The organism is Myxococcales bacterium (assembly GCA_016703425.1).
In the GTDB taxonomy this organism is placed as follows: domain Bacteria; phylum Myxococcota_A; class Polyangia; order Polyangiales; family Polyangiaceae; genus JADJCA01.
The window spans coordinates 232623-258522 of the sequence record JADJCA010000030.1 but is presented as its reverse complement, the minus strand read 5'-3'; the positions used below and the strand labels follow the sequence as shown (position 1 = coordinate 258522).

General features: G+C 69.3%; 29 protein-coding genes. 25 read left to right on the top strand and 4 right to left on the bottom strand.

Translation table 11 applies throughout. The features are described from left to right. Positions 1-321 carry a flagellar FlbD family protein gene (locus IPG50_37750; GenBank protein ID MBK6697893.1) on the bottom strand — a complete coding sequence of 107 codons (321 nt, stop codon included), beginning with the start codon at positions 319-321 and terminating at the stop codon, positions 1-3. 95 nt (positions 322-416) lie between these two features. On the opposite strand from IPG50_37750, the gene flgB reads away from it, so the two are divergent. The 13 genes from flgB (at position 417) to IPG50_37685 (ending at position 11835) form a co-directional block, all read left to right on the top strand. Further along, on the top strand, positions 417-836 hold the full coding sequence (flgB, locus tag IPG50_37745) for a flagellar basal body rod protein FlgB (GenBank protein ID MBK6697892.1): 420 nt from the start codon (positions 417-419) through the stop codon (positions 834-836). Next, a complete protein-coding gene (gene flgC, locus IPG50_37740) occupies positions 833-1279 on the top strand; it encodes a flagellar basal body rod protein FlgC (protein MBK6697891.1) in 447 nt (148 codons plus the stop codon). Before flgB ends, flgC begins: the two co-directional genes overlap by 4 nt. A 2-nt stretch (positions 1280-1281) precedes the next feature. Further along, on the top strand, positions 1282-1632 hold the full coding sequence (locus tag IPG50_37735) for a flagellar hook-basal body complex protein FliE (GenBank protein MBK6697890.1): 351 nt from the start codon (positions 1282-1284) through the stop codon (positions 1630-1632). Continuing rightward, the gene (gene fliF, locus IPG50_37730) at positions 1625-3397 is read left to right on the top strand and encodes a flagellar M-ring protein FliF (protein MBK6697889.1); all 1773 of its coding nucleotides are present in this window, start codon (positions 1625-1627) and stop codon (positions 3395-3397) included. The genes IPG50_37735 and fliF overlap by 8 nt, the downstream gene beginning before the upstream one ends. A gap of 249 nt (positions 3398-3646) precedes the next feature. Further along, positions 3647-4615: a hypothetical protein gene (locus tag IPG50_37725; GenBank protein ID MBK6697888.1), complete on the top strand. Its 969-nt coding sequence runs from the start codon at positions 3647-3649 to the stop codon at positions 4613-4615. Beyond that, a complete protein-coding gene (locus tag IPG50_37720) occupies positions 4612-5298 on the top strand; it encodes a hypothetical protein (GenBank protein MBK6697887.1) in 687 nt (228 codons plus the stop codon). The genes IPG50_37725 and IPG50_37720 overlap by 4 nt, the downstream gene beginning before the upstream one ends. Continuing rightward, positions 5295-6617, top strand: a complete 1323-nt coding sequence (locus IPG50_37715; protein MBK6697886.1) for a FliI/YscN family ATPase — start codon at positions 5295-5297, stop codon at positions 6615-6617. Before IPG50_37720 ends, IPG50_37715 begins: the two co-directional genes overlap by 4 nt. Continuing rightward, positions 6614-7045: a hypothetical protein gene (locus tag IPG50_37710; GenBank protein MBK6697885.1), complete on the top strand. Its 432-nt coding sequence runs from the start codon at positions 6614-6616 to the stop codon at positions 7043-7045. Before IPG50_37715 ends, IPG50_37710 begins: the two co-directional genes overlap by 4 nt. Then, the gene (locus tag IPG50_37705; GenBank protein ID MBK6697884.1) at positions 7042-8292 is read left to right on the top strand and encodes a hypothetical protein; all 1251 of its coding nucleotides are present in this window, start codon (positions 7042-7044) and stop codon (positions 8290-8292) included. Before IPG50_37710 ends, IPG50_37705 begins: the two co-directional genes overlap by 4 nt. A 7-nt stretch (positions 8293-8299) precedes the next feature. Beyond that, a complete protein-coding gene (locus tag IPG50_37700) occupies positions 8300-9007 on the top strand; it encodes a flagellar hook assembly protein FlgD (protein MBK6697883.1) in 708 nt (235 codons plus the stop codon). Further along, positions 9004-10287, top strand: coding sequence for a flagellar hook protein FlgE (locus IPG50_37695; protein MBK6697882.1), 1284 nt, complete (start codon positions 9004-9006; stop codon positions 10285-10287). The genes IPG50_37700 and IPG50_37695 overlap by 4 nt, the downstream gene beginning before the upstream one ends. Before the next feature lie 73 nt (positions 10288-10360). Continuing rightward, complete coding sequence (locus tag IPG50_37690) at positions 10361-10864, top strand: flagellar basal body-associated FliL family protein (protein ID MBK6697881.1); 504 nt, start codon at positions 10361-10363, stop codon at positions 10862-10864. Next, positions 10861-11835 (top strand): FliM/FliN family flagellar motor switch protein, encoded by a 975-nt coding sequence (locus tag IPG50_37685; protein MBK6697880.1) that lies wholly within the window; start codon positions 10861-10863, stop codon positions 11833-11835. Before IPG50_37690 ends, IPG50_37685 begins: the two co-directional genes overlap by 4 nt. 1 nt (position 11836) lies before the next feature. On the opposite strand, the gene IPG50_37680 is transcribed toward IPG50_37685, so the two are convergent. Next, the gene (locus IPG50_37680; GenBank protein ID MBK6697879.1) at positions 11837-13123 is read right to left on the bottom strand and encodes a protein kinase; all 1287 of its coding nucleotides are present in this window, start codon (positions 13121-13123) and stop codon (positions 11837-11839) included. A 149-nt stretch (positions 13124-13272) separates the two neighbouring features. Between IPG50_37680 and IPG50_37675 the strand changes: the two genes are divergently transcribed. Then, a complete protein-coding gene (locus tag IPG50_37675; GenBank protein MBK6697878.1) occupies positions 13273-13821 on the top strand; it encodes a hypothetical protein in 549 nt (182 codons plus the stop codon). 24 nt (positions 13822-13845) lie between these two features. Here the strand turns inward: IPG50_37675 and IPG50_37670 are convergent, their stop codons facing one another. Beyond that, positions 13846-15210: a serine/threonine protein kinase gene (locus IPG50_37670; protein ID MBK6697877.1), complete on the bottom strand. Its 1365-nt coding sequence runs from the start codon at positions 15208-15210 to the stop codon at positions 13846-13848. Here IPG50_37670 and fliN point away from each other — a divergent pair. From fliN to IPG50_37645, 5 genes are read left to right on the top strand one after another with little or no spacing between them, the layout of a single operon-like run. After that, entirely contained in the window at positions 15209-15487 is a 279-nt protein-coding gene (gene fliN / locus IPG50_37665) for a flagellar motor switch protein FliN (GenBank protein MBK6697876.1), read from the top strand. The two genes, IPG50_37670 and fliN, sit on opposite strands and share 2 nt — an antisense overlap. Then, positions 15484-16338 (top strand): flagellar biosynthetic protein FliO, encoded by an 855-nt coding sequence (locus IPG50_37660; GenBank protein MBK6697875.1) that lies wholly within the window; start codon positions 15484-15486, stop codon positions 16336-16338. Before fliN ends, IPG50_37660 begins: the two co-directional genes overlap by 4 nt. Continuing rightward, on the top strand, positions 16335-17087 hold the full coding sequence (fliP, locus tag IPG50_37655) for a flagellar type III secretion system pore protein FliP (GenBank protein MBK6697874.1): 753 nt from the start codon (positions 16335-16337) through the stop codon (positions 17085-17087). The genes IPG50_37660 and fliP overlap by 4 nt, the downstream gene beginning before the upstream one ends. Beyond that, positions 17084-17353 carry a flagellar biosynthetic protein FliQ gene (locus tag IPG50_37650; GenBank protein ID MBK6697873.1) on the top strand — a complete coding sequence of 90 codons (270 nt, stop codon included), beginning with the start codon at positions 17084-17086 and terminating at the stop codon, positions 17351-17353. The genes fliP and IPG50_37650 overlap by 4 nt, the downstream gene beginning before the upstream one ends. Next, a complete protein-coding gene (locus IPG50_37645; protein MBK6697872.1) occupies positions 17350-18129 on the top strand; it encodes a flagellar biosynthetic protein FliR in 780 nt (259 codons plus the stop codon). The genes IPG50_37650 and IPG50_37645 overlap by 4 nt, the downstream gene beginning before the upstream one ends. Positions 18130-18789: 660 nt before the next feature. Here the strand turns inward: IPG50_37645 and IPG50_37640 are convergent. Beyond that, positions 18790-19053: a hypothetical protein gene (locus IPG50_37640; GenBank protein MBK6697871.1), complete on the bottom strand. Its 264-nt coding sequence runs from the start codon at positions 19051-19053 to the stop codon at positions 18790-18792. 223 nt (positions 19054-19276) lie between these two features. On the opposite strand from IPG50_37640, the gene flhA reads away from it, so the two are divergent. The 6 genes from flhA to IPG50_37610 all read left to right on the top strand — a co-directional run bounded on the left by flhA (position 19277) and on the right by IPG50_37610 (position 25839). Further along, entirely contained in the window at positions 19277-21349 is a 2073-nt protein-coding gene (flhA, locus tag IPG50_37635) for a flagellar biosynthesis protein FlhA (GenBank protein ID MBK6697870.1), read from the top strand. Positions 21350-21361: 12 nt separating this feature from the next. Next, positions 21362-22615 carry a hypothetical protein gene (locus IPG50_37630; GenBank protein MBK6697869.1) on the top strand — a complete coding sequence of 418 codons (1254 nt, stop codon included), beginning with the start codon at positions 21362-21364 and terminating at the stop codon, positions 22613-22615. Continuing rightward, positions 22612-23337: an RNA polymerase sigma factor FliA gene (gene fliA, locus IPG50_37625; GenBank protein MBK6697868.1), complete on the top strand. Its 726-nt coding sequence runs from the start codon at positions 22612-22614 to the stop codon at positions 23335-23337. The genes IPG50_37630 and fliA overlap by 4 nt, the downstream gene beginning before the upstream one ends. A gap of 1 nt (position 23338) precedes the next feature. Then, a complete protein-coding gene (locus IPG50_37620; GenBank protein ID MBK6697867.1) occupies positions 23339-24073 on the top strand; it encodes a flagellar hook-basal body protein in 735 nt (244 codons plus the stop codon). A gap of 2 nt (positions 24074-24075) precedes the next feature. Continuing rightward, complete coding sequence (locus IPG50_37615) at positions 24076-24813, top strand: glucosaminidase domain-containing protein (GenBank protein ID MBK6697866.1); 738 nt, start codon at positions 24076-24078, stop codon at positions 24811-24813. Between the two features lie 198 nt (positions 24814-25011). Next, the gene (locus IPG50_37610; GenBank protein MBK6697865.1) at positions 25012-25839 is read left to right on the top strand and encodes a flagellin FliC; all 828 of its coding nucleotides are present in this window, start codon (positions 25012-25014) and stop codon (positions 25837-25839) included. Positions 25840-25900: the final 61 nt, after the last annotated feature.

The window sequence follows — 25900 nt, the reverse complement described above, 5'->3', positions numbered from 1 at the left end:
TCAGGTCCCTCCTCCGAAGCGCGGCGTACCGCTGGGTCTCGGGAAATGCGAAGAGCGTGCCCCGAGCGGGGGCGGCGCCTTCGACGGCATCCGGGGCGGATCTCCCGTGATGGTGTCCATCTCCTCGCCTGGCGCACCCGGCGTGCGGATGCGTCGTCGGAACTCGATGACGCGGCCGAGGAGCTCGTCAAGCGTCTCGAGCACGAGGATCTTCTCGCCGCCCAAGAGGAAGAGCGTGGTGTCGGGCGATGCCTCGGCCCAGCGAATGTGATCCGGGTTGATGGCGACGGTGTGGTGGTTGAGGCGCGTGAGCTTGATCATCGTTCGCGGGGAACGAAGCAACGGGCGCGCCATGGGCACGGTCGCACGGCCCGTCCTGTGGCACGCCGCTTGGATGTCTCCCCTTCGGAGGCACCATGTCGCTCTTCGATGGCATCGGCGGAATTCGCCAAGGGCTCGACTACCACTTGGCGAGGCAGAACGTCCTCGTGTCCAACCTCTCGCACCTCGATACGCCGGGATACCGGCCGCTCGAGCTCGAGCGGACGCGCGACGGGTTTCACGGAGCCCTCGCCCAAGAGGTTCAGGCGGCGGCCGGTGGCTTGAAGGTCACCGACGCCGCCCACATTGGTCCCCGTCAAGACGGCAGCGTCAACGCGGGCCATATCGTCAAAGATCCGACGGCCCAACCGGGCGCCGATGGCAACGGCGTCAACGTAGACCGCGAGGCGTCGAAGATCGCCGCCAACCAGGTCCGCTACGACGTGCTCACGCGCCTCGTAGCGCAGAGCCTCTCGGGTCTCGCGTGGGCTGCCAACGACGGGAGGAACGGATGAGCGGTTCATTCAAGGTCGCGGGCGTCTTCAGCGCCATGGAGATCGCCGCGTCAGGCCTGACGGCCGAGCGCGGACGCATGAACGTCATCGCGTCGAACCTGGCCAACGCCAGAACGACGCGCGGCGCCGATGGCCAGCCCTTCCGCCGGCAAGATCCAGTCTTTCAGGCGCAACCCGTCGCCGGCCGCGCCTTCGACCCCGTGCTCAGCAAGCTGACCGAGGTGCGCATGACCGGGACCCGTGTGGACCCGAACCCCGGCCAGCTCGTCCACGACCCGGGCCACCCCGACGCCAACCCGCAGGGTTACGTCGAATACCCGAACGTGAACGTCGTGACGGAGATGGTCAACCTCATGACAGCGTCGCGCGCCTACGAGGCCGGCGTCACCTCCATCGAGTCCATCAAGGCCATGGCGCGCTCGGCGCTCAAGATCGGAGACTGACTTTGCGGATCGAGCCCAGCAGTCTCCTGACGGGCGCGCCTGGCGCCGGCGTTCGTGGCCCCACGGCCGACGGCGGCATCGGCGGCGCTGCCGAGTCTGGCGCCACACCCGCCGACGGCGCGGCGGGAGCGGGCTCGGCGTTCGAGGCGGCGTTCACCCACGCCCTCGAAGACGCGTCGGCGCGCAATCGCCTCGCAACGGCCAAGGTCGAAGCGCTCGCGGCGGGCACCGGCGACGACCTCCACGGCACGCTCATCTCGACCAAGGAAGCGGACATCTCGCTCCGCCTCGTGAACTCGGTCCGCACCAAGCTACTCGACGCCTTCCACGAACTCTGGCGAACCAATGTCTGAACCCTCCAAAGAATCCCTCCGCGCGCGGTCCCTCGCGCTCCTCTCCAAGGCCCGAGCGGCGCTCGGCAAGCTCTCCCTTGGCACCCGCGTGCTCCTCTTCTCGGGGCTCGGACTGCTCATCGTTGGCTCCGTGGTCCTCGCGCCGCGGTTCTTCGCCGAGGCCTACGCGCCACTCTTCGCGCAGCTCGACGCCTCTGACAGCGGCGCCGTTGTGCTGAAGCTCAAGGAGATGAAGGTCCCCTACCGAATCTCGGAGGGTGGCGGGAGCATCGAGGTGCCCGACAAGCGCGTCCACGAGGTCCGCATGGAGCTCGCCGGCTCGGGCCTACCACGCGGCGGCGGCGTCGGCTTCGAGTCGTTCGACAAGATGCGGCTCGGTGCCACCGACTTCGAGCAGCGCATCATGTACCGGCGAGCGCTGGAAGGTGAGCTAGGGCGTACCATCGGAAACCTCGGCGCCGTGCAATCGGCGCGCGTGCACCTCGTCATGCCGGAAAAGTCGGTCTTCGTCACCAAGACGGAGCCAGCCTCGGCGTCCATCGTCGTGAAGCTCCGCTCGGGGCGGACGCTCGGCGCTTCGGAAATTGCGGGCATTGTGCACCTCACCGCGTCGTCAACGCCCGGTCTTAGCCCGGACCGCGTGACGCTCCTGTCGACCGACGGAGCCGTGCTTCATCGCCCGAGGCGCGAAGGCGGCGTGGGCCAAGACTTCGACGCGGAAGCGCTAGGACAAGGCCGCGCCCTCGAGGCGGCGCTGGAGGATCGCGCCCGCGCGATGCTTGCCCGTATCGTAGGCGCCGAGCAGGTCGATGTCCGCGTGAGCGCCGAGCTCGATCTCCCCCGGGTGGAGCGCACAGAAGATCGGTTCGACCCGGCCCATTCGGTCCTCCGCAGCGAGGAGCGCTCCACAGAACGAGCCACCCCGAGCGACTCCGTCGCCGGCGTACCGGGCGCCGAGGCGAACCTGCCGACAGGCGCCGCGCCAGCTGCGCCCGCCGCCGGCGCGCCCGCCGCCTCCGGCTCAGCGGCGCCGTCGCCCGGTGCGGCCGCTTTGGCGGCTGCCACAAGCGGCGCTGGCGCAGGCACCGTGCGCGAATCACACACACGAAACTTCGAGGTCGATCGGGTCGTCGAGAAGCGCGTATTCGGCGGCGGCACCATCAAGCGCCTGACGGTGGCCGTCGCCATTGGAGACAAAGTCGAGGGCGGCGTCTCCGTGCCGCGCTCGAAGGAAGAGCTCGAGAAAATCGCGGGCCTCGTACGCGGCGCCGTTGGCGTCAGCGCGAGCCGCGGCGACACGCTCACCGTCGAGTCGATGGCCTTCGCAAAGGGCGACACGCTCGCCCCCGCCGAGCCCACGGCCGAAAAGCTCGCGCTGCCCAAGGTGCCGGCGTTCTTGAAGACGAAGGCAGGGATGATCGGCGCCGGCGCCTTCGGGGGCCTCGTGCTGCTGTACTTCCTCGTGGCCCTGCGTCGCCGCTCCAAGCGGAAGGCCAAGGAGCGCGCCGAACGGGCTGAGTTGGCGGCGGCGGACCTCGCCAAGGCGCGAGCCCTCGCGGCCGCCTCGAGCGACGCGGACGACGCGGGAGCCGGTGCGGACGGTGGCACCCAAGGTCGCGCAGGTGCGAGCGCGTTGCTCCTTGAAGGAAACGTGGACCCGCGTGTGCTCGCCCAGGAGCGCGCCCTTCGCGACCCCGCCACCGCGGCCCTCGTGGTCCGCGCCTGGCTGGGGACGAGCGAAGTGGAAGAGCGCATCGCGAGCTGAGTCAACGAAGGTCAGCTCCCGTGAACGTGCCCGTGCCCGTGCCCCTGCCCGGCTTCGGGCCGCGAGTGCCGCAACCTCCCCTCTAGCTCCCCGTGAACGTGAACGTGCCCGTAAACGTGCACGCGCTTCTCGAGGGGGACGGCGCGTCGACCGGCGACGGGCGGCGTGCCGCATGAGGTCGTGCTCGTTCACGGACACGGGCACGTTCACGGGAGGAGCGGCGGCACTGAGGTTGCAACGTCCTCTGCCGTGCTCACAGGACCCGAAAAGGCCGTTTTGTTTCTCCTCTCCCTCGACGAAGAAGTGGCCACGCCCATTGTTCGAGAGATGAGCGACGCAGAGCTGAAGAAGCTTCGCGCCGTCGCTGCCACGATGCGCGAGGTGCAACGCGGCGCCATCGACGCGACGTTCCGCGAGTTTCTCGATCGTTCCACCTCCTCGGTGGCGGTTCCGCGCGGGGGATTGCCCTACCTTCGCCGGCTCTCGGCCGAAGCGCTCGGCGAAGCGCGGGCCCGCGAGGTCTTCGATAACCGAGAGACAAGCCCGCTCGCGCGACTTGAGATTGCGCCTCCGGAAGCCGTCGGCGCGCTCCTCAGCAACGAACCGCCGCAGATCGCGGGAGCCATTCTGGCTCAGCTCGACGACGCCGCATCGGCAGCGATCCTCGGAACCATGACGCCCGAGCGTCAAGCCATGGTCCTCGCACACGTCAGCCGCATGACGGAGGTCCCCGCCACGGTCCTCGAAGACATGGCCGCCGCCATCGCCGACGAGCTCCCCTCCTCCGACGCCGCCACACTCGTGACCGTCGATGGCGTCGCCAAGGCCGCAGCGATCCTCAACGCGAGTCCGAAGGAGGCCTCCAAGGCTGTCCTCGCAGAGCTCGAGGCGAAAGACGCGGACGCCGCCAAGGAGGTCCGCGAGGCGATGTTCACCTTCGAGGACCTCGTTCGCCTCGACCCGCGCGCGATGCGCGAGCTGCTCCGCGAGGTCCCCACCGAGCGCCTTACGCTGTCGCTCAAGGACGCGCCCGACGCCGTTCGCGACGCGGTCTTCGCCGGCCTCTCGAAGCGTGCCGCCGAGCTCATCAACGACGACCTCCAGCTCCTCGGCAAGGTTCGCAAGGCCGACGTCGAGGCGGCACGCCTCGAGGTGGTGCAGGCGGCGCTGCGGCTCGAGTCGGAAGGCAAAATCGATCTCGGATTGGAGTCGGAATGAGCTCTCGCGCCCCCATTTTTGGTCAGGCGCCGCCAAAGAGCGGCCCCGTTCCCTCTTGGATGGCCCCGAGGAACGACCGCGTCGGCTCGCGCTCCCCGCTCCGCGGCGCCAGCGAACCACCGCGAGCGCGGCTCCTCTCCGAGCGAGCACCGACGCCGTCGACGTCAGCTCCGGCCATTCTTTCGCTCGAGGCGCCGGAGGGCATGGCGCTGCGCGCGCCGCGGACACCATCGATTCCGCCGCCGGTCCACATCGAGTGCGGCGACTGCGCGGCGCTGCGCGCCGAGGCGGAGAGGCTCGCCGCGGAGCGCGAGGCCCTTGCCGCCGAGCTGCGCGACGTGCGTCGAACGACCCTCCTCGAGTGCGAGCACGACCTCGTGCGTTTGGCGCTCGCCGTCGCCGAGCGCGTCGTTGGACGGGAGCTCAAGAGCGATCCCACGCTGTTCGCGACCTGGGCGCGCGAAGCCATCGACGCGCTCGCCGGCAGCAAGGAGATCACGGTCGCCGTTGCGGCGGACGTCGAGCAGGTGACGCGGGGCGCCGACTTCGGCGCGACGGTCGTCGTAGACACGTCGCTCAAGGACGGCACCTGCGCGGTCCACGCAGAACCCGGTCACGCGACAGTCTCGGCGGAGGCGCGGATTCGCGCCGTGGCCGAAGCCTTAGGAGCAAACGACGAATGACCCCTCCCATCGACCTCAACGAATACATCCGCACCGCCAAAGCGGCGCGCACGACGCTGCCGGAGGGCCGTGTCGAACACTTGGTCGGCATGCTGGTGGAGGTCGGCGGCATCGCCGCTGCTATTGGGAGCCAGCTCGAGACGCGCATCGACGGTCGGCCGCTCGGCCTTGAGGTCGTGGGCTTCCGGCGTGGCCATGTGCTCACGGCTCCGCTCGGCTCGACCGCGGGCCTCAAGCCCGGAGCGCTCGTGCGGGCGCGGCCGAGCGCCGCCGTCGCCGCCGTAGGCCCGGCGCTCCTCGGCCGTGTCATCGACGCCTTCGGTGAGCCGCTCGACGGCCTCCCGCCCCCTCCCTGCGGCAGTCGAGCGCCGCTCAAGAACGAAGCCCCCGAGCCGTTCTCACGCCGCCCCGTCGCGACCCCGCTGGAGACCGGAGTCGCGGCCATCGACGCGCTCTTGCCGCTCGGCCGGGGCCAGCGCATCGGCCTCTTCGCGGGGACCGGCGTGGGCAAGAGCACGCTCCTCGGCATGTTGTGCAGGCACACGAGCGCCGACGTCATCGTCGTCGGCCTTGTGGGCGAGCGCGGCCGCGAGGTCGGCGACTTCGTCCGCGGCGCCCTCGGCGCCGAAGGGCTCGCGCGCTCCGTCGTCGTCGCCGCGACGGGCGACGCGCCGCCCCTCGTGCGCGTCCGCGGCGCCTTCCGCGCCACGGCGATCGCCGAGCACTTCCGGGCGCAGGGCAAGCACGTGCTCCTGCTCATGGACTCGGTCACGCGCTTCGCGATGGCGCTCCGCGAAGCGACGCTCGCGGCCGGCGAGCCGCCGCTCACGAAGGGCTACACGCCGTCGGTCTTCGCGGCGCTTCCCGCGCTCCTCGAGCGCGCCGGAAACGACAGCGGGCCCGGCTCGATCACTGCGATCTACACGGTCCTCGTCGAGGGCGACGACCTGCAAGATCCGGTCGCCGACGCGGTACGCGGAATTCTCGACGGTCATATCGTCCTCTCGCGCCACCTCGCCGACCGAGGCGTCTTCCCGGCCATCGATCTGTTGAAGAGCGTCTCGCGCGTGGTGCACGACATCACGACGGAGCCCCACCAGCGCGCCATCGCGACGATTCGTGACCGCGCCGCGGCCTACGCCGACGCGTCGGACTTGATCCAGATCGGCGCCTACATCCCCGGCTCGGACCCGCGCGTCGACACGGCGCGCGACGCGATGCCGAGGGTCGAGGGGTTGGTCCGACAGAAACTCACGGAGAGAACCGATCGCTCCCTCGCCATTGAACGAGCCCTCGCCATCGCAGGAGTCACCGCGTGAGCCAATCCCCGAAACGCCTGGACGCCCTCTTGGACCTTCGCGCGCGAGCCGTCGACGGCGCCGAGCTCCGCGCGACGCAAGCCATCCGCGTCGCCCTCTCGACCGCCGCTGACCTTCGCGAGGCCGAGGCACGCTACGAGAGCGCCATCACGGAGGCCGAGAGCACCGTAGAAGAGTCGGCTTGGGACGCCGGCTACCGGCGCGCGCGCCTTGACGCGCTACGTATCGCCGTCGCCAAGCGAGCGACCGAGGCCCACGAGGCGGCGAGCGCGCAACTGCGAGCGCAGAACGCGCTCATGGAAGCGAAGCGTGAGCGAAAGAAGCTCGAGTTGTGGTGCGATCGCAAGAGCGCGGAGGTCGACGCCGAGGCGGCGAAGACCGAGCGACGTCAGGCCGACGAGCACGCGCTCCAAGGGATGCGTCGATGAGCGCCCTACGGGTTGAAAGCGCAGCGACTCAGGCCCGAGCGCAAGCTGGCACCGATGCGAACGAAAGAGCGGGCGCTGGCTCCCGAGCGCCTTCCCGATCGCGGCACGAGTCCAAGCGCGCCGGCGAGCCAGCACAAGAAGAGGCCTTCGCGGCCCGCCTCGCCGACGCCCGCGCGGAGCGGCCGAAGGCAGAGACGAAAGCGACGCGCGACGACGAGCCTCGCGAGGAGCGCGAGCGTGACGACGCCGCGACGGTGAACGACGCGCCTGCAACGCCGGCCGCGGGCCCGCACGAGGCGACGCCCGCATTGCCGCTCGAGGCGCTGTCTCTCTCTCTAGCGACGTCGCTGACGTCGTCGCCGGGACAGGCGCCGGGCTCCGCTGCCGCGGCGAAGTCTCCGCGAACCACGCTCGCCGACGGCGTCGGGGCCGAGCGAGCGGCTCTCGGAGGCTCGGACGCCGCGCGCGCCTTGACCGCGGAAGAGAGCGCCGACAACGAAAGCGAGGCGACGGGAGCCACCGCCCCCGGGCCACGCGCGAGCAGTCTCGGCGTCGCACCCGAGGGCGCCGCGGCGCGAGGGCGCGCGGCGGTCGACAGCAACCGGCTCCCCGACACAGAGCCTAGGGCAGCTCGCGACACCGAGCGCGTGGCCGCGACCGCGGAGAGCACCTCGCGCACACATGCGGACGCCTTGGTCCCCAACGTGCGTGGATCGGACGGCGCGAGCGGCGAAGGAACCTTTCCCTCGCCCGGCACGGCGCGGGAAGAGGGCGGCGCGGGAAACCTCGCGCCGGCCTTCATGGGCGCGCCCCGCCGTGACGACGACGCGCGACCCGACGCGCCCGCGGCCAGTCGTGAGCCCTCGGTCCGCCACGAGACCGACGTCCCGCCCGTCAGCCTCTTGACGCTGCGTCACGCGACCTACGCCGAGGTCGACCATCCAACGCTCGGCCGCGTCCACATCGACGCTGAGGAGACGACACGCGGGGTCGACGTGTCGATCCGCGTCGCGGAGCCGCAGACGGCCGTCGCGCTGAAGGCCATTGAGCCCACGTTGCGGGCCGAGCTTGATCAAAGCGCGCTCCCCCTCGGCGCTTTCGGCGTGAATGTCGACGCCCGCGGCGATCACCGCCCCGACGCGCAGGACAGCGCCAGCGACGAGAGCTCGCGCCATGGCACCGCCGCCGCGTCGGCCGGCGCCTCGCGCGGCCCGTCGGCCAGGAGTCGGGTCCGGATCGTGCTTTGAGGCAACCATGGGCATCGAAAGCGTCAACGGCGCCGGCGCGACCAACCCCCTTGGCGGAACGCTCGCCGACGGCTCCGCGAAGGCGCCGGAGAAGCCGGCCCTCGACAAGGAAGCGTTCCTCAAGCTGCTCGTCGCTCAGCTCAAACACCAAGATCCGATGAAGCCGATGGAGGGGACCGAGTACGTCGCGCAGCTCTCGCAGTTCGCGATGGTGGAGCAATCGCTTGCGCAGACGCAGAAGCTCGACCTCATGAGCGCGCAGATGCGCGGCATCTCGAACAACGAAGCCACAAGCCTCGTTGGCAAGTCGGTGACCATGCGCGGGTCGACGGTCGCCTACGACGGCCTCCTCGCGACGGGCGCCTCGGTCACGCTCGGCGACGCGGCGAAGAAGGTGACCGTCGCCATCAAGGACGAGAGCGGACGCGTGGTTCGAACGCTCGAGCTCGGCGCCAAGGCCGCCGGAGCGATGCCCATCACGTGGGACGGAAAAGACGACAGCGGTCAGCCGGTCGCGGCCGGCAAGTATTCGCTCGACGTCAAAGCCGAAAACGACGCTGGCGCCGTTTCGGTGACCCACGAGGTCACCGCCACGGTGACCAAGGTCACCTTCGACAAGGGGTACCCGGAATTGGTTCTCGACACGGGCAGCACCGCGCCCATCTCGGATCTCGTGAGCGTCGGCCGAGCGACGAAGCCTGAGGAGGCGAAATGAGCATCATCAACGCAATGTACGCTGGCGTGTCGGGTCTCAACGCGGAGGGAGAAGCGCTCGGCGTCACCGGCGACAACATCTCGAACAGCAGCACCGTCGGCTTCAAGCAGTCGCGAGCGCTCTTCGAAGAGGTCCTCGGCAACGCCGCGACGCAGGGTCCCGGCGGCGGCGTACGAATGGCGCGAACGCAGCAAATTTTCGCCCAAGGAAGCCTCCAGAACACGGGCCAACCGACCGACCTCGCGCTCTCCGGCGATGGCTTCTTCGTCGTCCGCGGCGCCGTCGATGGCGGCGAGGGCAACTACTTCACGCGAGCCGGACAGTTCACGCTTCAGAAGGACGGCAAGGTCGTGAACCCGCAGGGGCTCGTCTTGCAGGGCTACCCCGCCGGCCCTGGCGGCACCTTCGGCGCGTCCCTCAGCGACGTGCAGCTCCCCACCGCATCGCTCGCCCCGAAGGCCACGACGACGCTGACGGTCACGGCGAACCTCGACGCCAGCACGGTCCCCATGGCCGCCGCGTGGGATCCGCAGAACCCCTCAGCGACGTCGAACTTCTCGACGAGCATGAAGGTCTACGATTCGCTGGGTAACGCGCACGCCGTCGACGTCTACTTTCGCAAGGGAAGCGCCGGCGCATGGGAGTACCACGCGCTCGGCGCGGGCGCCGACATTCAAGGCGGCACCGCGGGTCAGAACAGCGAAATCGCCGCGGGCACCCTGTCTTTTACGACAACGGGCGCGCTCCAAGACGTCACCACGACGGCCGGTGGCACGGTGACCTTCAACGGCGCAAACACGGCGCAGCCCATCGCCTTCTCCTTCGGCACGACCATCGCGAGCGGTGGCACCGGCGCCGACGGCATCACGCAATACGGCTCGGCGAGCAGCGTGTCGGCGCAGAGCCAGGACGGCTACGGCGCCGGCGAACTCTCGGGCGTGAAGATCGACGCCGACGGCACCGTCAACGGCGTCTACAGCAACGGGCAGAAGGTCGGGGTCGCTCAGATTGGCGTCGCGAAGTTCCGCGCCAACGACGGCCTCTCGCGCGCCGGTCACAACCTCTGGGCGCAGACGCGCGACTCCGGCGACCCCGCCATCGGGAGCGCAGGTGCTGGCGGTCGCGGCGCCATCACGGCGGGCGCCCTCGAGCAGTCCAACGTCGACATCGCCACCCAGTTCGTGGATCTCATCGCGCATCAGCGCGCGTTCCAAGCCAACAGCAAGACGATCTCCGCGGCACAGGAAATGCTCCAGCAGCTCATCAACATCAACCAATAAGCGGTCCGCGACAGAGCAGCCAACCTCCACGACGGCCCGTCCGGCTCCCGACGCCGGCCCCTGAGGATTCGCCATGAGCGACAGCAAGAAGGACGACAAGAAAGACGAGAAGAAGGAAGCTCCGGTGGCCGCCAAGCCCTCCAAGGTCGGCGCCATCCTGGGCGTCGTGCTGCCGGCGGTGTTTGCCGGTGGCGCAGCGTTTGGTGGCGCGAAGGTCGCGGGCGCTGGCCATCAAAAGACCGTCGTCGTCGAGGTGCCCGCGGCGCCGAAGCCGCCCGGCCCGACGTTGCCGCTCGAGGCGTTCCTCGTGACCTTGAGCGACACCAGCGGCAAGCCGCACGCGATGAAGGTCGTCTTGGCGATCGAATTCTCGAACACGACGAAGGAAGAGGTCCTAAAGCCGCTCGTTCCGCGCGTGCGCGACGCGGCGCTCGGGTACCTGCGGACCGTGAGCTTCGATCTCGCGTCGGACCGCACGAAGGGCGAGGTCATTCGCAAAGAGTTGCTCGAGCACATCAAGAAGTCCGGCGCCGCCACGGCGGAGCAGGTGCTCATCACGGACTTCGTCCTTCAATGAGCGGCGCCGCGCATCTCCTACGCGTGGTGGCGGAAGGCGGCCGCGTGCGGCGCGCCGCGGGCCGCATCGACGACCTCCACGACGGCCTCGCCGCCGCGCTCCGGCGCGCCGTGCCGTTCCTTGGCCGGCGCGCCACGCCGATTCAGGTGACCGGCGCCAACGCCGAGAAGCTCGGCGACACGTTGTCCTCCTTGCCGCGTCCACACTTTGTGGTCCCGCTCGCGTGCGCACCGAGCGCGTCGCCCGGTGCGCTCGCCTTCGATGGCGATGCCGTCTCTTTGCTCTTGGACGGCCTTCTGGGCGGCAACGGTCAAGCGCCTCCGATGCTCTCGCCGGACGGCCTCTCGGGCGCGCAGGTCGCGCTCGTCTCGCGCGTAGCGGCGGGTATCGTCTCCGCCTTCGGTGAGGTCTTGGCGCCGCTGGGCGTCTCGCTCGGAGCGGTTCCGGCAGCGGCGCCGCGCAAACACGACGCCGATCCGTCCTCCGAGGCGATCCCCATCGTGGTGCACCTTCAGTTCGGAGCCGACGCGTCCGTGGGCCACATTCTCCTCGTGTTGCCCAAAGACGCCCTCGCTACGCGCACGCTGGTCTTCGCCCCGGCGACGACGCCGCGCGACGCCCGCGTCGTGGCTGCCGTCAGCAAGGTCGAGGTCGAGCTCGTGGCCGAGCTCGGTCATCGACGCATGCGCATCTCGGATTTGGGGCGACTCAAGGTCGGCGACACGCTCCGCTTCTCGACCCGCGTCGACGGAACAGCGTCGGTGCGCATCGGCGACCGCGCGCTCTTCACGGCCCGACCGACGGCGCAGAACGGCCAAATCGCGCTTCGCGTGGCGACGCGCACCTTCGGGGTCGCCGCCGAGCCAGAGCCGATGCCTCCTCCATCGGGCACCGTGAAATCCGCGGCGCCGGCGACACCGGGCACGCCGCCAACGGTCGTCGCCGGGACGGGCACCGGCAAGTCGGGTTGAGTCAGAAGCGGAGCGCCCCGCCCGTGTGGAGCAGCGCGACGACGCCCGATAGCACGAGCGCGAGGAGCACGGCGACGAGGAAGCCGCCCACAACCGCGTCGATGCGGCGGCGCGATGGCGCAACCTCTCGCGACGCCTCGTCCGCGGGCGCATCCGCTTGGGCATCCAGTGGAGGCAGTTCAGAGCCGCGGCGAGCGACGCCCGACGCGGGCTCCGGTGCCATGGAAGCGAAGGGCCCGAGCATCGGCGCATCGGTGATTGGCGGCTGCGATGACACGCGGGGACTCCGCGCGGGCGACGCGAGCGCGGGCGCCTCCCGGGGCAGCGGAGAGGGGCGCGCCGGCGCCTCGCGCGGGAGCATCTGCGTTTGGCCGTTGGAGACGAGCAGCGTCGCGCCGCCGCTGACGGCCGACGACGAGCCTAGCGCGCGCAGCAAGCGCTCGAGGTGGCGCGCTGAGGGCCGCGCTTCAGCGCGGGGGCTCAGGCAGCGCTGAATCACCTCGACCACGCGCGGCGAGAGCTCCGGGCGCATGTGCCTCGCGTCGGCCATGCGCCCGCCGACGATAGCGATGGCGCGCGCCTGCGGGGCGAGCTCCTCGAAGGGCACCGACGCCGTCAGCATCTCGAAGAGGACGACGCCTAAGCTGTAGATGTCCATGCGCGGGTCGGCCACGGCGCCAAGCTCCCACTGCTCCGGCGCCATGTACCGCGGCGTCCCTAGAAACATGAAGGTGCGCGTCTGATTCGGCGTGCCGGCCAGCCCCTCGACCTGCCGCGACACCCCAAAGTCCACGATCTTGAGCGTGCGCGAGCCATCCTTGGACGCGTGGAGAAACAAATTTTGAGGCTTGATGTCACGGTGCACGATGCCGAGTCCGTGAGCCTCGGCCAGTGCCTCGGCAACCTGCGCGGCGAGCTCGACGGCTTCGCGCTCGGGGAGCACGAAGCGCCTCTCGAGCTCGACGTCGAGGGTCCAGCCGGCGAGTCGCTCCATCACGAGGTAGAGCGTTCCGTCGGGAAGCTCGCCGACGTCGAAGATGCGGACCGTGTGCTCGCTCTTGAGCCGGTGCGCGAGCCTCGCCTCTCTTAGGAAGCGGCGACGGGCGTCATGCTCCATCTCACTGGGCCCCAGAAACTTGATCGCCACGGGCCCGTCGAGCGCCACGTGGTGCCCGGCGCAGACGACCCCGCCGCCGCCGCGACCGAGCACTTCGCCCACGACGTAACGCCCCCCGATGAGGGTCCCGGCCGCTACCGGAACATCGGAGATGGGCTGGACCGCGTTCACCGGTGCGATCCAAGCAACTCCCACGCCACGCGCAAATAGGCGAAATAAGGAGGGTTGCGCTGCGGGGCTCGGCAAACCGTTGCCCAAGAAGCTGCCTCGAGTCGAGAAGAGGGCGCCGCTGATCCAGCACCGTTATAGTCGGGCGTACCATGCTGCCCCCAAGCCCCGACCGTCCGCCCAACCCTCCGCCCGAGGACGACGATCGCCGCGCGTCGGGCGTCGACCCGTCGGGCGACGAGTCGGCGGCCGACTCCGAGATGGACGACGAGGTGGACTCCGAGGACGCGTCGGACGATGACCAGGACGAGGAGGAGGACGACGAGGACGAGACGCCGCAGGTCTTGCTAGCGACCTTTGGCGATCTCGGTTCGCTGCTTCCCGACGGCCTGCGGGCCTTCGCGTCGCGCCCCGTTTGGTTCATGAGGGAAGAGGATCAAGAGCTCGCGACGCTCTTCGAGCGCCTCCCCGAAGACCCCATGCCGAAGGGGCGCGCCGTCGAGCTGCTCCGCTCGCTTCGCAACTTCGCCGAAGAGAGCAGCGACATGTTGCAGGGCGTCTTGGGCATCGCCGAGGGCATTGTCTACGGCTTCCACGGCGACGCGTCGCTCGACGCCGTCAAGCGCGCCTTCGAGGGAGACGGCTTCTTCGTGTGGACCGGGCTCGTTCAGAAAGGCGAGCTGGTGGTGCCCGAAGCGTAGCCGCCGCGAGGCGTGAACCGCGCTCTAACGGCGAAACGCCAGCGCGACCACGCCGCCGAGGAGCAACAGGGCGAAGATCAGGAACAGCACCGCCGTGCGCTCCGACGAGCCGCCCGCTTCGTCGGGCGGGGCTGGCTTCGCCGCCGTCGACGCGGCGGGCACGACGGGACCGAGCGACTCGTCGAACTCGACATCGGTTCCATCGAGGTCGTGCCGCGATGACCGAATCGGCTTGAGGAGCGGCAGCGGCACCGACTCGGGCTCTTCACGCGTCGCGCCGCCAGCGGAGAGCAGGAGGATCGGATCCCTCGACGTCGGCGGCGCGATGCTGTCGAGGTCGACGAGGGCCGTCGCTTCGTTGTCCTCGGTGGCGCGCATGGCGAGCGGGCCCGGCGGCTTCGCGCCGCGCCCAGCGGGCGACGCCGTCGCGACGGCCAGCGCCGCTGAGAGCTCGTGCGCCGATCGGAAGCGCTCCTCCGGATGAGGGCGAAGACAGCGCGCGATGATGCGCGCGAAGGCGTCAGAGACGTCAGGCCGCGACGTCTTCACGCTGGGCACGGCGCTCCCCATGATGCGACGCAGGCGCTCCGCGACGGGCAGATCCTGATGCGGAACCTTCCCCGTGAGGATCTCGAAGAGGATGACGCCGACGGCGTAGAGGTCTGCGCGCTCGTCAACGGCTCCTGCCTCCTGCCACTGCTCTGGGGCCATGTATTTCGGCGTGCCAAGGGGATTTTCGATGTGCGTGATGGGCTCGTCGTGATCGTCCAAGAGCCGCTTGGCGATGCCGAAGTCGAGGATCTTGACGCTCGCCTTCCCGGTCGCCGTCGCCGTGAGGTACAGGTTGGCGGGCTTGAGGTCGCGGTGGATGATCCCGCGCGCGTGCGCTTCCTCGAGCCCCTCGCCGATCTGCTTGGCGAACAAGAGGACCTCCGCCTCCGTGAAGCGTCGACGGTCGGCGATGAGCTCCTGGAAGTTTTTCCCCTCCAAGAGCTCCATGGCGATGAACAAGCCATCGTCGCCGATCTGACCGAGGTCCAAGAGGCGCACGATGTGCTCGCTCCGGAGCGCAAAGGTGGCTTGCGCCTCGCGCATGAAGCGCTGGCGGAGCTCGCCGGTGTCAACGCCTGGCGGCGCCAAGATGAACTTGAGCGCGACGGCGCGCCCGAGATCGAGGTGCGTGGCCGCGAAGACCACGGCCATGCCTCCCTTACCGAGAGGGCGCTCCAAGCGGTACTTGCCGCTGACGACGAGGCCGGGTTCGGGCACGAAGCCCATGTGCCCGAATATCGCACGGCCCACCGAGTTCTCGCGACAAACGCGCGCGGGGAGCGCGCCGCCCGCGTCGGCACGGCACTTGGATGCTGGGCGCCGAGAGGTGCTCTTCATGCCGGAAGTCAACCAAGGTGCTGCTCGTTCGAACCTCGATCTTCTGAAAGACGTGGAGGTCGACGTAAGTCTCGAGATCGGGCGGCGGAGGATGCGCATCGCCGAGGTCCTCGAGATCCAAGAGGGCCAAACTCTTGAGCTATCCAAGGCCGCCGGCGAGCCGTTGGAGATTTACGTGAACGGTCAGCTGCTCGGTCGCGGTGAGGCCGTGGTCGTGGGTGACTGCTACGGCGTCCGCATCACCGAGCTCGTCGCCGACGAAGGAGGCTCGTCATGAAACGCGCAGTCATCATCGATTTGACGCTGACAGGCGTCATCACGGCGTCATCCGCCACGGCGCGACGCTCGCGCGGCAACGAAGCGGAGTCGGTAGCCGCGGCCGCCGCCGCGTCGGCCGCCGCGCCCGTCCCGGAAGCGCCGGAGCCGACACCAGCGGTCCCGCGCGCCGCGCCCGCAGCAGCACCGCTCGTCGCCGCGGCGGCGACCGTCGCGCCGCCGCCGGCCGCGCCGTCGCCCCCCATCGCGAACACACCGGCAGGCCTGCCGACGCGCCCTTCGACGCCGCTAGCGCTCGCCGACACGACAAAAGCCGGCGGAAACGACACAGCCGCCAAGCTCCTCGGCGGCGCGCTCGTCATCGCAGCCGCAGCGATCTTCCTCCGCATGCGTCAGAAGAAGGTCTTGCCGGCGAAGGCTCAGAGCCGCTTGCGCATCCTCAAGCGGCAGGGCGTGGGCTCAAAGAGCGAGCTGCTCCTCGTGGAGGCCGATGGCCGCGAGATGCTCCTCGGCGTCACGTCTCAGAACATTCAGCTCCTCGCCACCTTCGACACTTCACGCAGCGACGACGAAGGAGAAGACGCTCCGCGCACGGACACGTCGGACAAGAGCGCCCGCTTGCAAGCGCTCATCCAGGCCACGGGCATTCACGACGAAGACGAGCCGCCGTCCGCGCCCCGCCGCTCGGCGACACCGCGCCGCGCCGCCGCGCCCACAGCCGCGCCCTCCACAACAAGCGCCCGCGCCGCCACACGCTCCACTCGTGAAGCGCTTCGCGACGCGCCGCGCGACGGCGACCGCGCCCTCGAAGGTCAGGTGCGCTCGCTCGCGAACTGGGGTCGCGGCCAATGAAGGAGCGTCCCCGGCGTGTGGAAGGGCGTCGCGCGCTCTCGCTGCTCGCGGCGTCGGCGCTCACGCTGACGGCCGCGAGCGCTCACGCGGCTCCCCTGGACACGCTCGTGGGATCCTCGGCGGGGCTCTCGCCGCAGCTGAAAATCCTCGCTCTCCTCACGCTTCTCTCGCTGCTACCGGCGCTCGTGTTGACGATGACGTCCTTCACCCGGATGGTCGTCGTCCTCTCGTTTGTCCGTCACGGCATCGGCATGCAGAACACGCCGCCCACGCAGGTCATCGTCGGACTCAGCCTGTTTCTCACGCTCTTCACCATGGGGCCGGTGGTGAACCGTATCGCTGATGAGGCGTACAAGCCCTACACGGCCGGCACGATCTCGGAGGGCGAAGCCCTCGAGCGCGCGGCGGCGCCCATGAGGGCCTTCATGCTCCGCCAGACGCGGGAAGCCGACCTGCAGCTCTTCTACGACGCGTCGCGGCAGCCGCTGCCGAAGACCGAGGAGGACGTCGCGCTTCGCGTGGCCGTGCCCGCCTTCGTGCTCTCCGAGCTGACGACGGCCTTCCAAATGGGCGTCCTCGTGCTCCTGCCGTTCCTCGTGATCGACTTGGCGGTCGCCACGATCTTGATGGCCATGGGCATGATGATGGTGCCTCCAGCGACCATCAGCTTGCCGCTCAAGCTCATCTTGTTCGTCGTCGTGGACGGTTGGTCCTTGCTCGTCGGCTCGCTGGTTCGGAGCTTCGTATGAGCACCGCCCAGGCCATGGATCTGTTGATGAAGCTCTTGCAGACCACGATGTTCGCGGTCGGGCCGCTCCTCGTCGTGGCGCTGTTGGCCGGTGTCGTCGTGGGCGTCCTACAAACGGCTACGCAGATCAACGAGGCGAGCATCAGCTTCCTCGTCAAGGTCTTGGCGGTCTCCCTCACCGCGGTGCTCGTGGGGCCGATGCTCGCGCGCCAGGTGCTCGACTACACGAGGGCGACCTACAGTCAGATCGGCGATGTCACGCGATGACCGCGACCTTGGCCAAGCTGCTCGTCGAGCAGGCGGTGGTCTTCGCCTGGGTCTTGGGCCGCATCGCGGGGTTCTTGGTGACGGCGCCGCTCCCGGGCAACGAAGTGCCTCAGACGGCGCGCGTGTCGTTCGCGCTGGCGCTCGCGTGGGTCGTCTCGGGTTATGCGACGCCAGCGGCGCCGGTGCTCGACCTCAACCTCGCCACGGTCATGGTCGTGGCCGCAGAGCTCGGCTGCGGCCTCGCGATGGGCTTCGTGTTTCGCCTCCTGCTCGGCGTGTCGGACACCGCTGGCGACATGATCGCCCACGCCATCGGCCTGCAGTCCGGCGCCATCTTTAGCCCGACGACGGGCTCGACGGACCCCACGCTGTCACGAATCATCTCTCTCGCCGCGATGCTCCTCGCGGTCGGCATCGGCGCGCACCGGGTCGCGCTCGCACACGTCTTGGAGAGCTTTCGCGTCCTACCTGTCGGCACCCCGCTCTTCATCGGCGCCGCGGGACCGACGGTCGCGGCGCTGGTGGGCGAGCTGCTCGCGACGTCCCTCAGGCTCGCGCTGCCCGTGGTCGCCGTGTGCCTCCTCACGCAGCTCGGCCTCGCGCTCATCGCCCGATCCGCGCCCTCGATGCAGATCTTCAGCGTCGGTCTGGCGGTGACGCTGGGAGCGGGCCTTGTGACGCTGATGGCGGCCGCCGGCGGCCTTGGCGCGGGATTCGCACGGACCTTGTCGACGTTGCCGACTGAGCTGGGGCGCCTCCTGCTCCTTCTCCGGTGAGCGAAGGGAGCTCGCATGAGCGACGCGTCCGATCGGACATTTGACCCGACGCCGAAGCGGCGCGAGGACTTTCGCAAACAAGGGCGCTTTCCGCGCAGCCGTGACGCGAGCGGCATCGCTTCGGCGCTCGCCGTCGTGGGGGCCCTCGTCGTCAGCCGCGGGCCCATCGAGCGCGCCGCGACGGAGCTGTTCGCCCACACCTGGGGAGGCCTTCACGAGAGAGAGATGGCGGCGGCCGGTGTCACGCAGTTGACGCTGGGGGCGTTGGTCATCCTCACGGTACCGCCGCTCCTGGCCGCGGCGGCGGCCGGTGCGCTTGCGGGCATCGCCCAAGCCGGCCTGAGGCTCGAGACGAGCGCCCTTGAGCTGAAGCTCGATCGCCTAAACCCGCTGACGCGGCTCCTCGACGTGTTCGCGCCGAAGCGCGGCATGATCGAGACCGCCCTCAGCCTCTTGCGCGTAGGCCTCGTCGGCTACGTGACCTACCGCGCCATACGCCTCGAACTCCCCACGCTCCTTGGCCTCGCCGAGCTGCCGCTGCGGGCCGGCATCGAGACATTCCTCACGGCGACGGTCCGCGTCGTCCTCACGGCCACCGTGGCGCTCGGCGCCGTGGCCTCCGCCGACTACCTCGCGAGCTACTTGCGCCACGAAAAGGACCTAAAAATGACCCGCCAAGAGGTCATGGACGACGCCCGCGCGGAAGACGGCGATCCGAAGGCCAAGGCACGCATGCGGGCCCGTGCGCGCGCGCTCACGAAGAAGCGCGCCCTCTCCAACGTCAAGGGCGCCGACGTTATCGTCACCAACCCGACCCACGTCGCCGTCGCGCTCCGCTACGGCGACAAGGATCTCGCGCCCATCGTCGTGGCGAAGGGCGAGGACGACCTGGCGCTCGCGATCCGGCGCGAGGCGCGCAAACACGGCATTCCCATCGTCGAGAACCGGCCCTTGGCACGCGCGCTCAACGCGTCGGTGCCCGTCGGGAAAGCGATTCCGTCGAACCACTTCTTGGCGGTCGCCAAAATCTTGGCGCTCGTCTACCGCCTCAAAAGTGACGCTCCCGCTGAAGACCGCGCGCCGCGCGCCGTTCTGACCCGTAGGCGTTGGCTCCCTGAGCTGGCCCGCTCGGTGCTTGCAACGGAGCGTGGCATCGGCTCCCACCCCCTCCGCGCCCAAAGAGAAGCTCACCGAGGCGCTCGTTCCGCTCGGCATCATCGTCATCGTGCTGATGATGGTGTTGCCGCTGCCGGCGATGCTGCTGGACGCGATGTTGTCGTTCTCGATCGCGCTCGGGATCGGCATCTTCCTCACGGCGCTCTTCGTGGAAGAAGCCCTCGAGTTCAGCGCGTTTCCCGCCTTGGTGCTCGTGGCGACATTGCTTCGCCTGAGCCTCAACGTCGCCACCACCCGGCTCATCTTGCTGCACGGCGCCGAGGGCGAAGGCGCCGCGGGCTCCGTGGTCGAGGCTTTCGGGCGCTTCGTCGTCGAGGGCAACGTGCTCGTCGGCCTCGTCGTGTTCCTCATCCTCGTGGTCATCAACTTCGTCGTCGTCACCAAAGGTGCGGGCCGTGTCGCCGAGGTCGCCGCTCGCTTCACCCTCGACGCGATGCCCGGAAAGCAGATGGCCATCGACGCCGATCTCGCGTCCGGCAGCGTGACGGCGGAGCAGGCGAAGAAGCGGCGACGGGATCTCGAACGCGAGGCCGACTTCTACGGCGCCATGGACGGCGCCAGCAAGTTCGTCCACGGCGACGCCATCGCGGGCCTGCTCATCACGGCGATCAACCTCATCGGCGGCCTCATCCTCGGCGTCGCCGCCGGTCTCGATGTGGGCAAGGCCGCCGAGACCTTCAGCGTCTTGACCGTCGGTGACGCGCTGGTCAGCCAGATCCCTGCCCTCTTGGTGTCGGCCGCCTCCGGTGTCGTCGTCACGCGGAGCGCGACGGGCGAGCAGCTCGGACGCGCCCTCACCGCGCAAATCTTCGGTCGGCGACGCCCCGTCATCATGACCGCCGGGATCCTCGCGGCGCTGGGCCTGATGCCGGGCATGCCGGCCCTGCCGTGCCTCACCCTGGCCCTCGTGCTCTTCGTGGCGGCGCGCCGCATCAACGAGACCGGCGGGGCCGTCACGGAACAGACGGCGTCGGAAACCCAACGCAGTCCTCAAGAGGAAATCGACGCCGCCTTGACGCTCGACACGCTAACGCTCGAGCTTGGCTACGAGCTCGTACCCACCGTCGAGGTGACGCGCGGCGGCACGCTGCTCGACCGCGTCGCGTCGCTGCGCTCGCAATTCGCCAAGGACCTCGGCGTCGTCGTTCCGCCGGTCCACGTGGCCGACAACCTCGAGCTGTCGCCCGGCATGTACCGCGTCCTCATCCTCGGAAGCGAGATCGGCCGCGGCACATGCCGTGCAGGCTACTTGCTCGCGATGGACGCCACCGGCTCTGCCCCCGCCATTGACGGCGAAGTCACCAAGGACCCGGCCTTCGGCACTCCCGCGCGCTGGATCCACACGCGCGACCGCGAGCTCGCCGAGGCCCTCGGCTACACGGTCCTCGACCACTCGACGGTCATCGCGACGCACCTCTCGGAGCTGCTCCGCATCAACGCGCACCGACTCCTGGGCCGCCAGGAGACGCAACACCTCTTCGACATCCTCGCGCGCACGGCGCCCAAGCTCGTCGACGACTTGGTCCCCAACTTGCTCCCCCTTGGCGATGTGGTCCGCGTCCTCAAGAACCTGCTGAAGGAGAGCGTCTCCATCCGCGACCTCCGCAGCATCCTCGAGGCCCTCTCCGAGCTCTCCACGCAGACCAAGGACCCCGAGCAGCTCACCGAGCTGGTCCGCGAACGGCTCGCGCCACAATTGACGTCGGCCTTCCGTGGCTCTGACGGTGCCGTCACCGCCTTGACCCTCGACCCGCGCGTGGAGGACGTGCTCCGTCGCTCGCTGCGCGACATCGCGCAGGGTGTCGGCGCGCCGCTGTCGCCGGAGCTCCTCCACGGCATCGCCAACGCCGCCGAGAAGGCTCTCGGTCGCCTGAACGCTCTCGGCGCTTCGCCGGTTGTCATCACCACGCCCGACCTGCGCCGCTACGTGCGCGCCATCTTCGAGCGAAAGCTCCCTCAGTTCTCCGTCGTCTCGTTCCGCGAGATCGACCCCCTCGTTCCTCTCCGCGTCGCCGAGACGCTCAAAGCGCAAGAGCTCTCCTAAGGAGTCACGTTCATGATGCATCAAACCTTTCGTGGTCGGACGCTCGACGAAGCCAGGCGCCTCATGGTCTCGGCGCTCGGCCAAGACGCGGTCATCGTAGCGACGCGCAAGATCTCCAAGGGCGGCGTCCTGGGTCTCTTCGCCGACGACGAGATCGAGGTCGCCGCGACGCCGCCGGAGCCGCGGCCCCGCCGGAAGGCCGCCACCGTCGCGGAGCCGGAGCCGGCGCGCGAAGCGCATCGGCCCTTCTCAGAGGGCGTGTACCACGCGGCGGCGGAGCCCCACGCGCCGAGCTTCGACGACCTAAAAGATCTGAGCCGCGAACTCCGCAGCGAGCTTCGCAGTGAACTCCGCGCCGCCCGACTCGCCGCGACGCCGCGCACGCCGCCGGCGCCGCCCGTTCCGCCCGAGCTGCTCGGCGAGTTGGCCACGATGCGCTCGATGATGGATGAGATGCTCGTCCCCGCTCGCAAGGGCGGCCGCCTCTCGCACCTCTTGGAGTCGCGCGGCATCGAGGGCCCCGTGGCGGCGCTGCTCGCGCGTCGCGTCGACGAGACCGGTGGCGACGACGGCGACGACCTCAAGGAGCGCCTTCGCGACGCCGTCTCGTTGGCGGTCCGCGTCATGCCCTGGCCCGTGACTCATGAGGGGCGCGCGATGGTGGCCCTCGTGGGCCCGGCGGGCGTCGGAAAGACGACGACGGCCGCCAAACTTGCGGCGCACGCCATCCGCGAAGGCAAAACCGTGACGCTCGTCGGCGCCGACGTCTTCCGCGTTGGTGCCGCGCAGCAGCTCGAGCGCTACGCCGAACTGCTCGGCGCCCGTTTCGTGCTCGCCGCCTCGGCGCGCGAGCTCGCCCGGGTTTTGGCTCGCGATTCGTCGGATCTCATCATCGTCGACACCTCTGGACAATCGGTGCCCGAGCCTCACGCGCCGGAGGCTTTCCTCCAGCGCACCGCCGACGGCGACGGCCTCGAGGGGCGGGCACGCTACGTGCTCCTCTGCGTGCCGGCGACCCTTCGCGCCAACGACGCGCGCCGCGTCGCGGCTCGCTACGGCGCCCTGGCACCGACGGGAGTCATCGTGACGAAGCTCGACGAAACCGACGCACCCGCGGGCCTCTTGCACGCGGCCTACGCCACGCGCCTCCCGACGGCCGCGCTCTGCTTCGGCCCCCAAGTTCCCGACGCCATCGCCCCCGCGACGCACGGCGCCATCCTCGATCACTTGATCCCTCTCTCGTCGCGCAAGGAGTCCGGTCGATGAGCCATTCCAGCTTGGACATGAACCGGGCCGAGGCGCGCGCGAAGCGCACGCTGTCGGTCGCCGAATACGAGAAGTTTCTCCCGCTCGTTCGGCGAACGGCCATGCGCTTGGCGCGCAAGGTTCCGGCGCACATCACCGTCGCGGACCTCGTGAGCTACGGCTGGCTCGGCCTGGTCGAGGCGTTTCAGCGCGCCGACGGCAACATGAGCGAGGAGGAGTTCGAGGCCTACGCCTCCTACCGCGTGCGCGGCGCGATGCTCGACTTCCTCCGCAGCCTCGACCCGACGACGCGCAGCGTGCGCGCCATCTCGCGCAACGTCACCAAGTCCATCGCCACCTTGAGCCAGAAGCTCGGCCGCGCTCCCGAGGAGCATGAAATCGCCGAGGCCATGGGCGTGACCGTCGACGCCTACCGGCAGCTCCTCTCGCGCGTTGGCGAACACGGCATGGCGCGCCTCGAGGTCCTCGACGTCGACCAAATGGAGGTCGCCGACGCGCAGGAGGGCGCCGACGACCTCGTGGTTCGCAAGAACCTCCTCGACGCCGTCACCGGCGCCATCGAGACCCTGCCGCCGCGACTCCAGCAGATCCTCGCCCTCTACTACCAAGAGGAGTGCACCATGCGCGAGATCGGCGCCGTCCTCGGCGTCAGCGAAGCGCGCGTCTGCCAACTGCACGCGGAGGCCATCCACAGGCTTCGCGCCTCGGTGGGAGGAGAGTGACATGTCGAACGGGATTTACGTCGCCCTGAGCGGCGCCGTCGCGCAAGAGCAGTCGCTCGACACGACGGCGCAAAACCTCGCCAACGCGTCCTTGCCTGGCTACCAGCGCACGCGCGCCGTCTTCGCCGAGGTGCTCCGCGGGCAAGCCACGGCCAGCGCGGGCGTCGCCACGCCGGCCCGCTACGCGCAGATGTCGCAGACCTCACTCGACATGTCGCCGGGCGCCATCGCCGTCACCAACCGCTCCCTCGACGGCGTCTTGCCGGCAGGAAACTACCTCGCCGTGAACACGCCTCAAGGAGAGCGCTACACACGCGCCGTGCACCTCGACATCGGCCCCGGCGGCTCACTGCGCTCCGGTGCCTTGCCGGTGCTCGGTGAGAACGGCCGCCCCATCAACGCGGCGCCGGAAGGCGGCGCCGTGACGCTCTCGGCAGACGGCGACGGCATGCAGGACGGCGCGAGCGTCGGTCGCCTCAAGGTTGTGTCCTTCCAGGACGCTCGGAGCCTCTCCCGAGAGGGCGGGACCGTCCTCGCCGCAACCGCCGCCTCGGGCGCCCCCATCACGCAGCCGAGCTCGCTCCAGGTGGGCGCCGTTGAGCAGTCGAACACCGAGACCGTCTCGGCCATGACCGACCTCGTCAGCGCGAACCGAGTCTTCGAAGCCTTCCAGCGGGCCATCGACACCTTCCGCGACGCCGACAAGCGCCTCGTTTCCACCGTTCCTGGAGCCTGATCATGCGCATCTCCCCGCTCAGCACGACCAGCGTGGCGCCGGCAGAAAAGCCGGAAGGTCGCCGCGCTGTCTCGCGCGAGGTGGAGACGACGCGCACGCGCGCCACGATGCCGGAGATGAAGGCCGCCATCGGCCGCGCCTACCGTTCGCTCACGGGCCGCGACGCCTCGCCGCCGTTGCTCGACACCATGACTGCGCAAGCCGGCCTCGAAACGGGCCGCGGCGAGCAGATGTTCAACTTCAACTTCGGAGGCATCAAGGGGACGTCGGCCAGCGGCGAGACGTTCCGTTCCATGACACGCGAGGTCATCAACGGCGAGTCGGTCCACCTCAAAGACGGCTTCCGCTCCTATCGGAGTCTCGACGATGGAGCACGGGACTTCGTCTCGCTCCTCCAAGGTCGCTACGGCAGCGCGCTCGAGCGCGCCGCCGTCGGCGATGTGCACGGTTACGCAAGAGAGCTTCACAACAAGGGCTACTACACGGCGCCCGTCTCCGAATACGCGACAGGTCTCTCGCGTATCGTAGGCGAGCTGGGTGGAGCTTCGGCCATCGCGAACGCGAGCGGTTCTGCTCCCAGCCACGGCGGGCACGACCTCTCGAGTTCGACGATGTTCGACCTATCGACCTCGATGTCTTCCTTGCCAACGACGGCGTCGCTCGACCGCTTCATCGACGCGATCACCGCCGCCCCCCTCGCACGAGTGGCAAGTCCACTGGAGGATGACGAATCGACATGAGCGACCGCGCTACGTAGCGCGACAAGCCACGCCACACCACATCTCCTACTTCATTGAAATCGCGACAACGTTCGCGCCGCGCCCTCAAGGCCGGCCGTTCGTCGCCGTTCGATACCAGTGACGAGGCAGTGAGGCCGGGATCGAGACCCCCGTCCCCGCTCGCATCAAGCGAGCGTCACTCTGCCAAGGAGACAAACCGTGGCCCTTTATATTCAGACCAACTACTCCTCGATGGTGGCTCAGACGAACCTGTCGAGCACGCAGACCCAAATGCAGACCACGTTCGCGCGCCTCGCGAGCGGCTTCCGTATCAACGGCGCCGCCGACGACGCGGCCGGCCTCGGCATCGCCGAGAGCTTCAACGCGCAGGTTCGCTCCTACGCCGTGGCCGAGCGCAACGCCAACGACGGCGTCAGCATGGCGCAGGTGGCAGACGGTGCCGCGGGGCAAATCTCCAACATCTTGGGCCGTATGCGCGAGCTCGCGGTCCAGTCGTCGAACGGTGACTTGAGCACCAACGACCGCTCGAACCTCGACACGGAGTTCCAGGCGCTGTCGGGTGAAATCGACCGCATCGGCAACGTCACGTCGTTCAACGGCACCAACCTCCTGGCCGGCGCCGCCGCCACCGTCGACTTCCAGGTCGGCATCGGGACGAGCAGCGACGACCGCATCACCGTGAGCTTCAACGGCGCGGACACGACCGAGCTCGGCGTCAACGGCCTCGACGTGACGAACTTCGCCAACTCGCAGGCCGCCATCACGGCGCTCGACACGGGCATCCAGAACCTCAGCACCGTTCGCGCCGGCTTCGGTGCCGCGATCAACCAGCTCCAAGGAGCCGTCTCGAACCTCCAATCGACGAAAGCCAACATGTCTGCGTCACTCGGTCGCATCCGCGACGTGGACGTCGCGTCGGAGACCGCCAACCTCGCAAAGCAGCAAGTGTTGAGCCAGGCGGGCATCTCGGTCCTCTCGCAAGCGAACCAGTCGCCGCAGCTCGCCCTGAGCCTCCTCCGCGGCTGAGCCCTCCTCGGGCTCCCTCTCTGGTCTCTCCTAAGCCTCGTCATCGAATGCCCCGCCGCCT

Coding starts and splice junctions, on each gene's coding strand:
- IPG50_37750 (MBK6697893.1), bottom strand. CDS start 321: ATGATCAAGCTCACGCGCCTCAACCACCACACCGTCGCCATCAACCCG.
- flgB (MBK6697892.1), top strand. CDS start 417: ATGTCGCTCTTCGATGGCATCGGCGGAATTCGCCAAGGGCTCGACTAC.
- flgC (MBK6697891.1), top strand. CDS start 833: ATGAGCGGTTCATTCAAGGTCGCGGGCGTCTTCAGCGCCATGGAGATC.
- fliF (MBK6697889.1), top strand. CDS start 1,625: ATGTCTGAACCCTCCAAAGAATCCCTCCGCGCGCGGTCCCTCGCGCTC.
- IPG50_37720 (MBK6697887.1), top strand. CDS start 4,612: ATGAGCTCTCGCGCCCCCATTTTTGGTCAGGCGCCGCCAAAGAGCGGC.
- IPG50_37715 (MBK6697886.1), top strand. CDS start 5,295: ATGACCCCTCCCATCGACCTCAACGAATACATCCGCACCGCCAAAGCG.
- IPG50_37705 (MBK6697884.1), top strand. CDS start 7,042: ATGAGCGCCCTACGGGTTGAAAGCGCAGCGACTCAGGCCCGAGCGCAA.
- IPG50_37700 (MBK6697883.1), top strand. CDS start 8,300: ATGGGCATCGAAAGCGTCAACGGCGCCGGCGCGACCAACCCCCTTGGC.
- IPG50_37695 (MBK6697882.1), top strand. CDS start 9,004: ATGAGCATCATCAACGCAATGTACGCTGGCGTGTCGGGTCTCAACGCG.
- IPG50_37690 (MBK6697881.1), top strand. CDS start 10,361: ATGAGCGACAGCAAGAAGGACGACAAGAAAGACGAGAAGAAGGAAGCT.
- IPG50_37685 (MBK6697880.1), top strand. CDS start 10,861: ATGAGCGGCGCCGCGCATCTCCTACGCGTGGTGGCGGAAGGCGGCCGC.
- IPG50_37675 (MBK6697878.1), top strand. CDS start 13,273: ATGCTGCCCCCAAGCCCCGACCGTCCGCCCAACCCTCCGCCCGAGGAC.
- fliN (MBK6697876.1), top strand. CDS start 15,209: ATGCCGGAAGTCAACCAAGGTGCTGCTCGTTCGAACCTCGATCTTCTG.
- IPG50_37670 (MBK6697877.1), bottom strand. CDS start 15,210: ATGAAGAGCACCTCTCGGCGCCCAGCATCCAAGTGCCGTGCCGACGCG.
- IPG50_37660 (MBK6697875.1), top strand. CDS start 15,484: ATGAAACGCGCAGTCATCATCGATTTGACGCTGACAGGCGTCATCACG.
- fliP (MBK6697874.1), top strand. CDS start 16,335: ATGAAGGAGCGTCCCCGGCGTGTGGAAGGGCGTCGCGCGCTCTCGCTG.
- IPG50_37650 (MBK6697873.1), top strand. CDS start 17,084: ATGAGCACCGCCCAGGCCATGGATCTGTTGATGAAGCTCTTGCAGACC.
- IPG50_37645 (MBK6697872.1), top strand. CDS start 17,350: ATGACCGCGACCTTGGCCAAGCTGCTCGTCGAGCAGGCGGTGGTCTTC.
- IPG50_37630 (MBK6697869.1), top strand. CDS start 21,362: ATGATGCATCAAACCTTTCGTGGTCGGACGCTCGACGAAGCCAGGCGC.
- fliA (MBK6697868.1), top strand. CDS start 22,612: ATGAGCCATTCCAGCTTGGACATGAACCGGGCCGAGGCGCGCGCGAAG.
- IPG50_37620 (MBK6697867.1), top strand. CDS start 23,339: ATGTCGAACGGGATTTACGTCGCCCTGAGCGGCGCCGTCGCGCAAGAG.
- IPG50_37615 (MBK6697866.1), top strand. CDS start 24,076: ATGCGCATCTCCCCGCTCAGCACGACCAGCGTGGCGCCGGCAGAAAAG.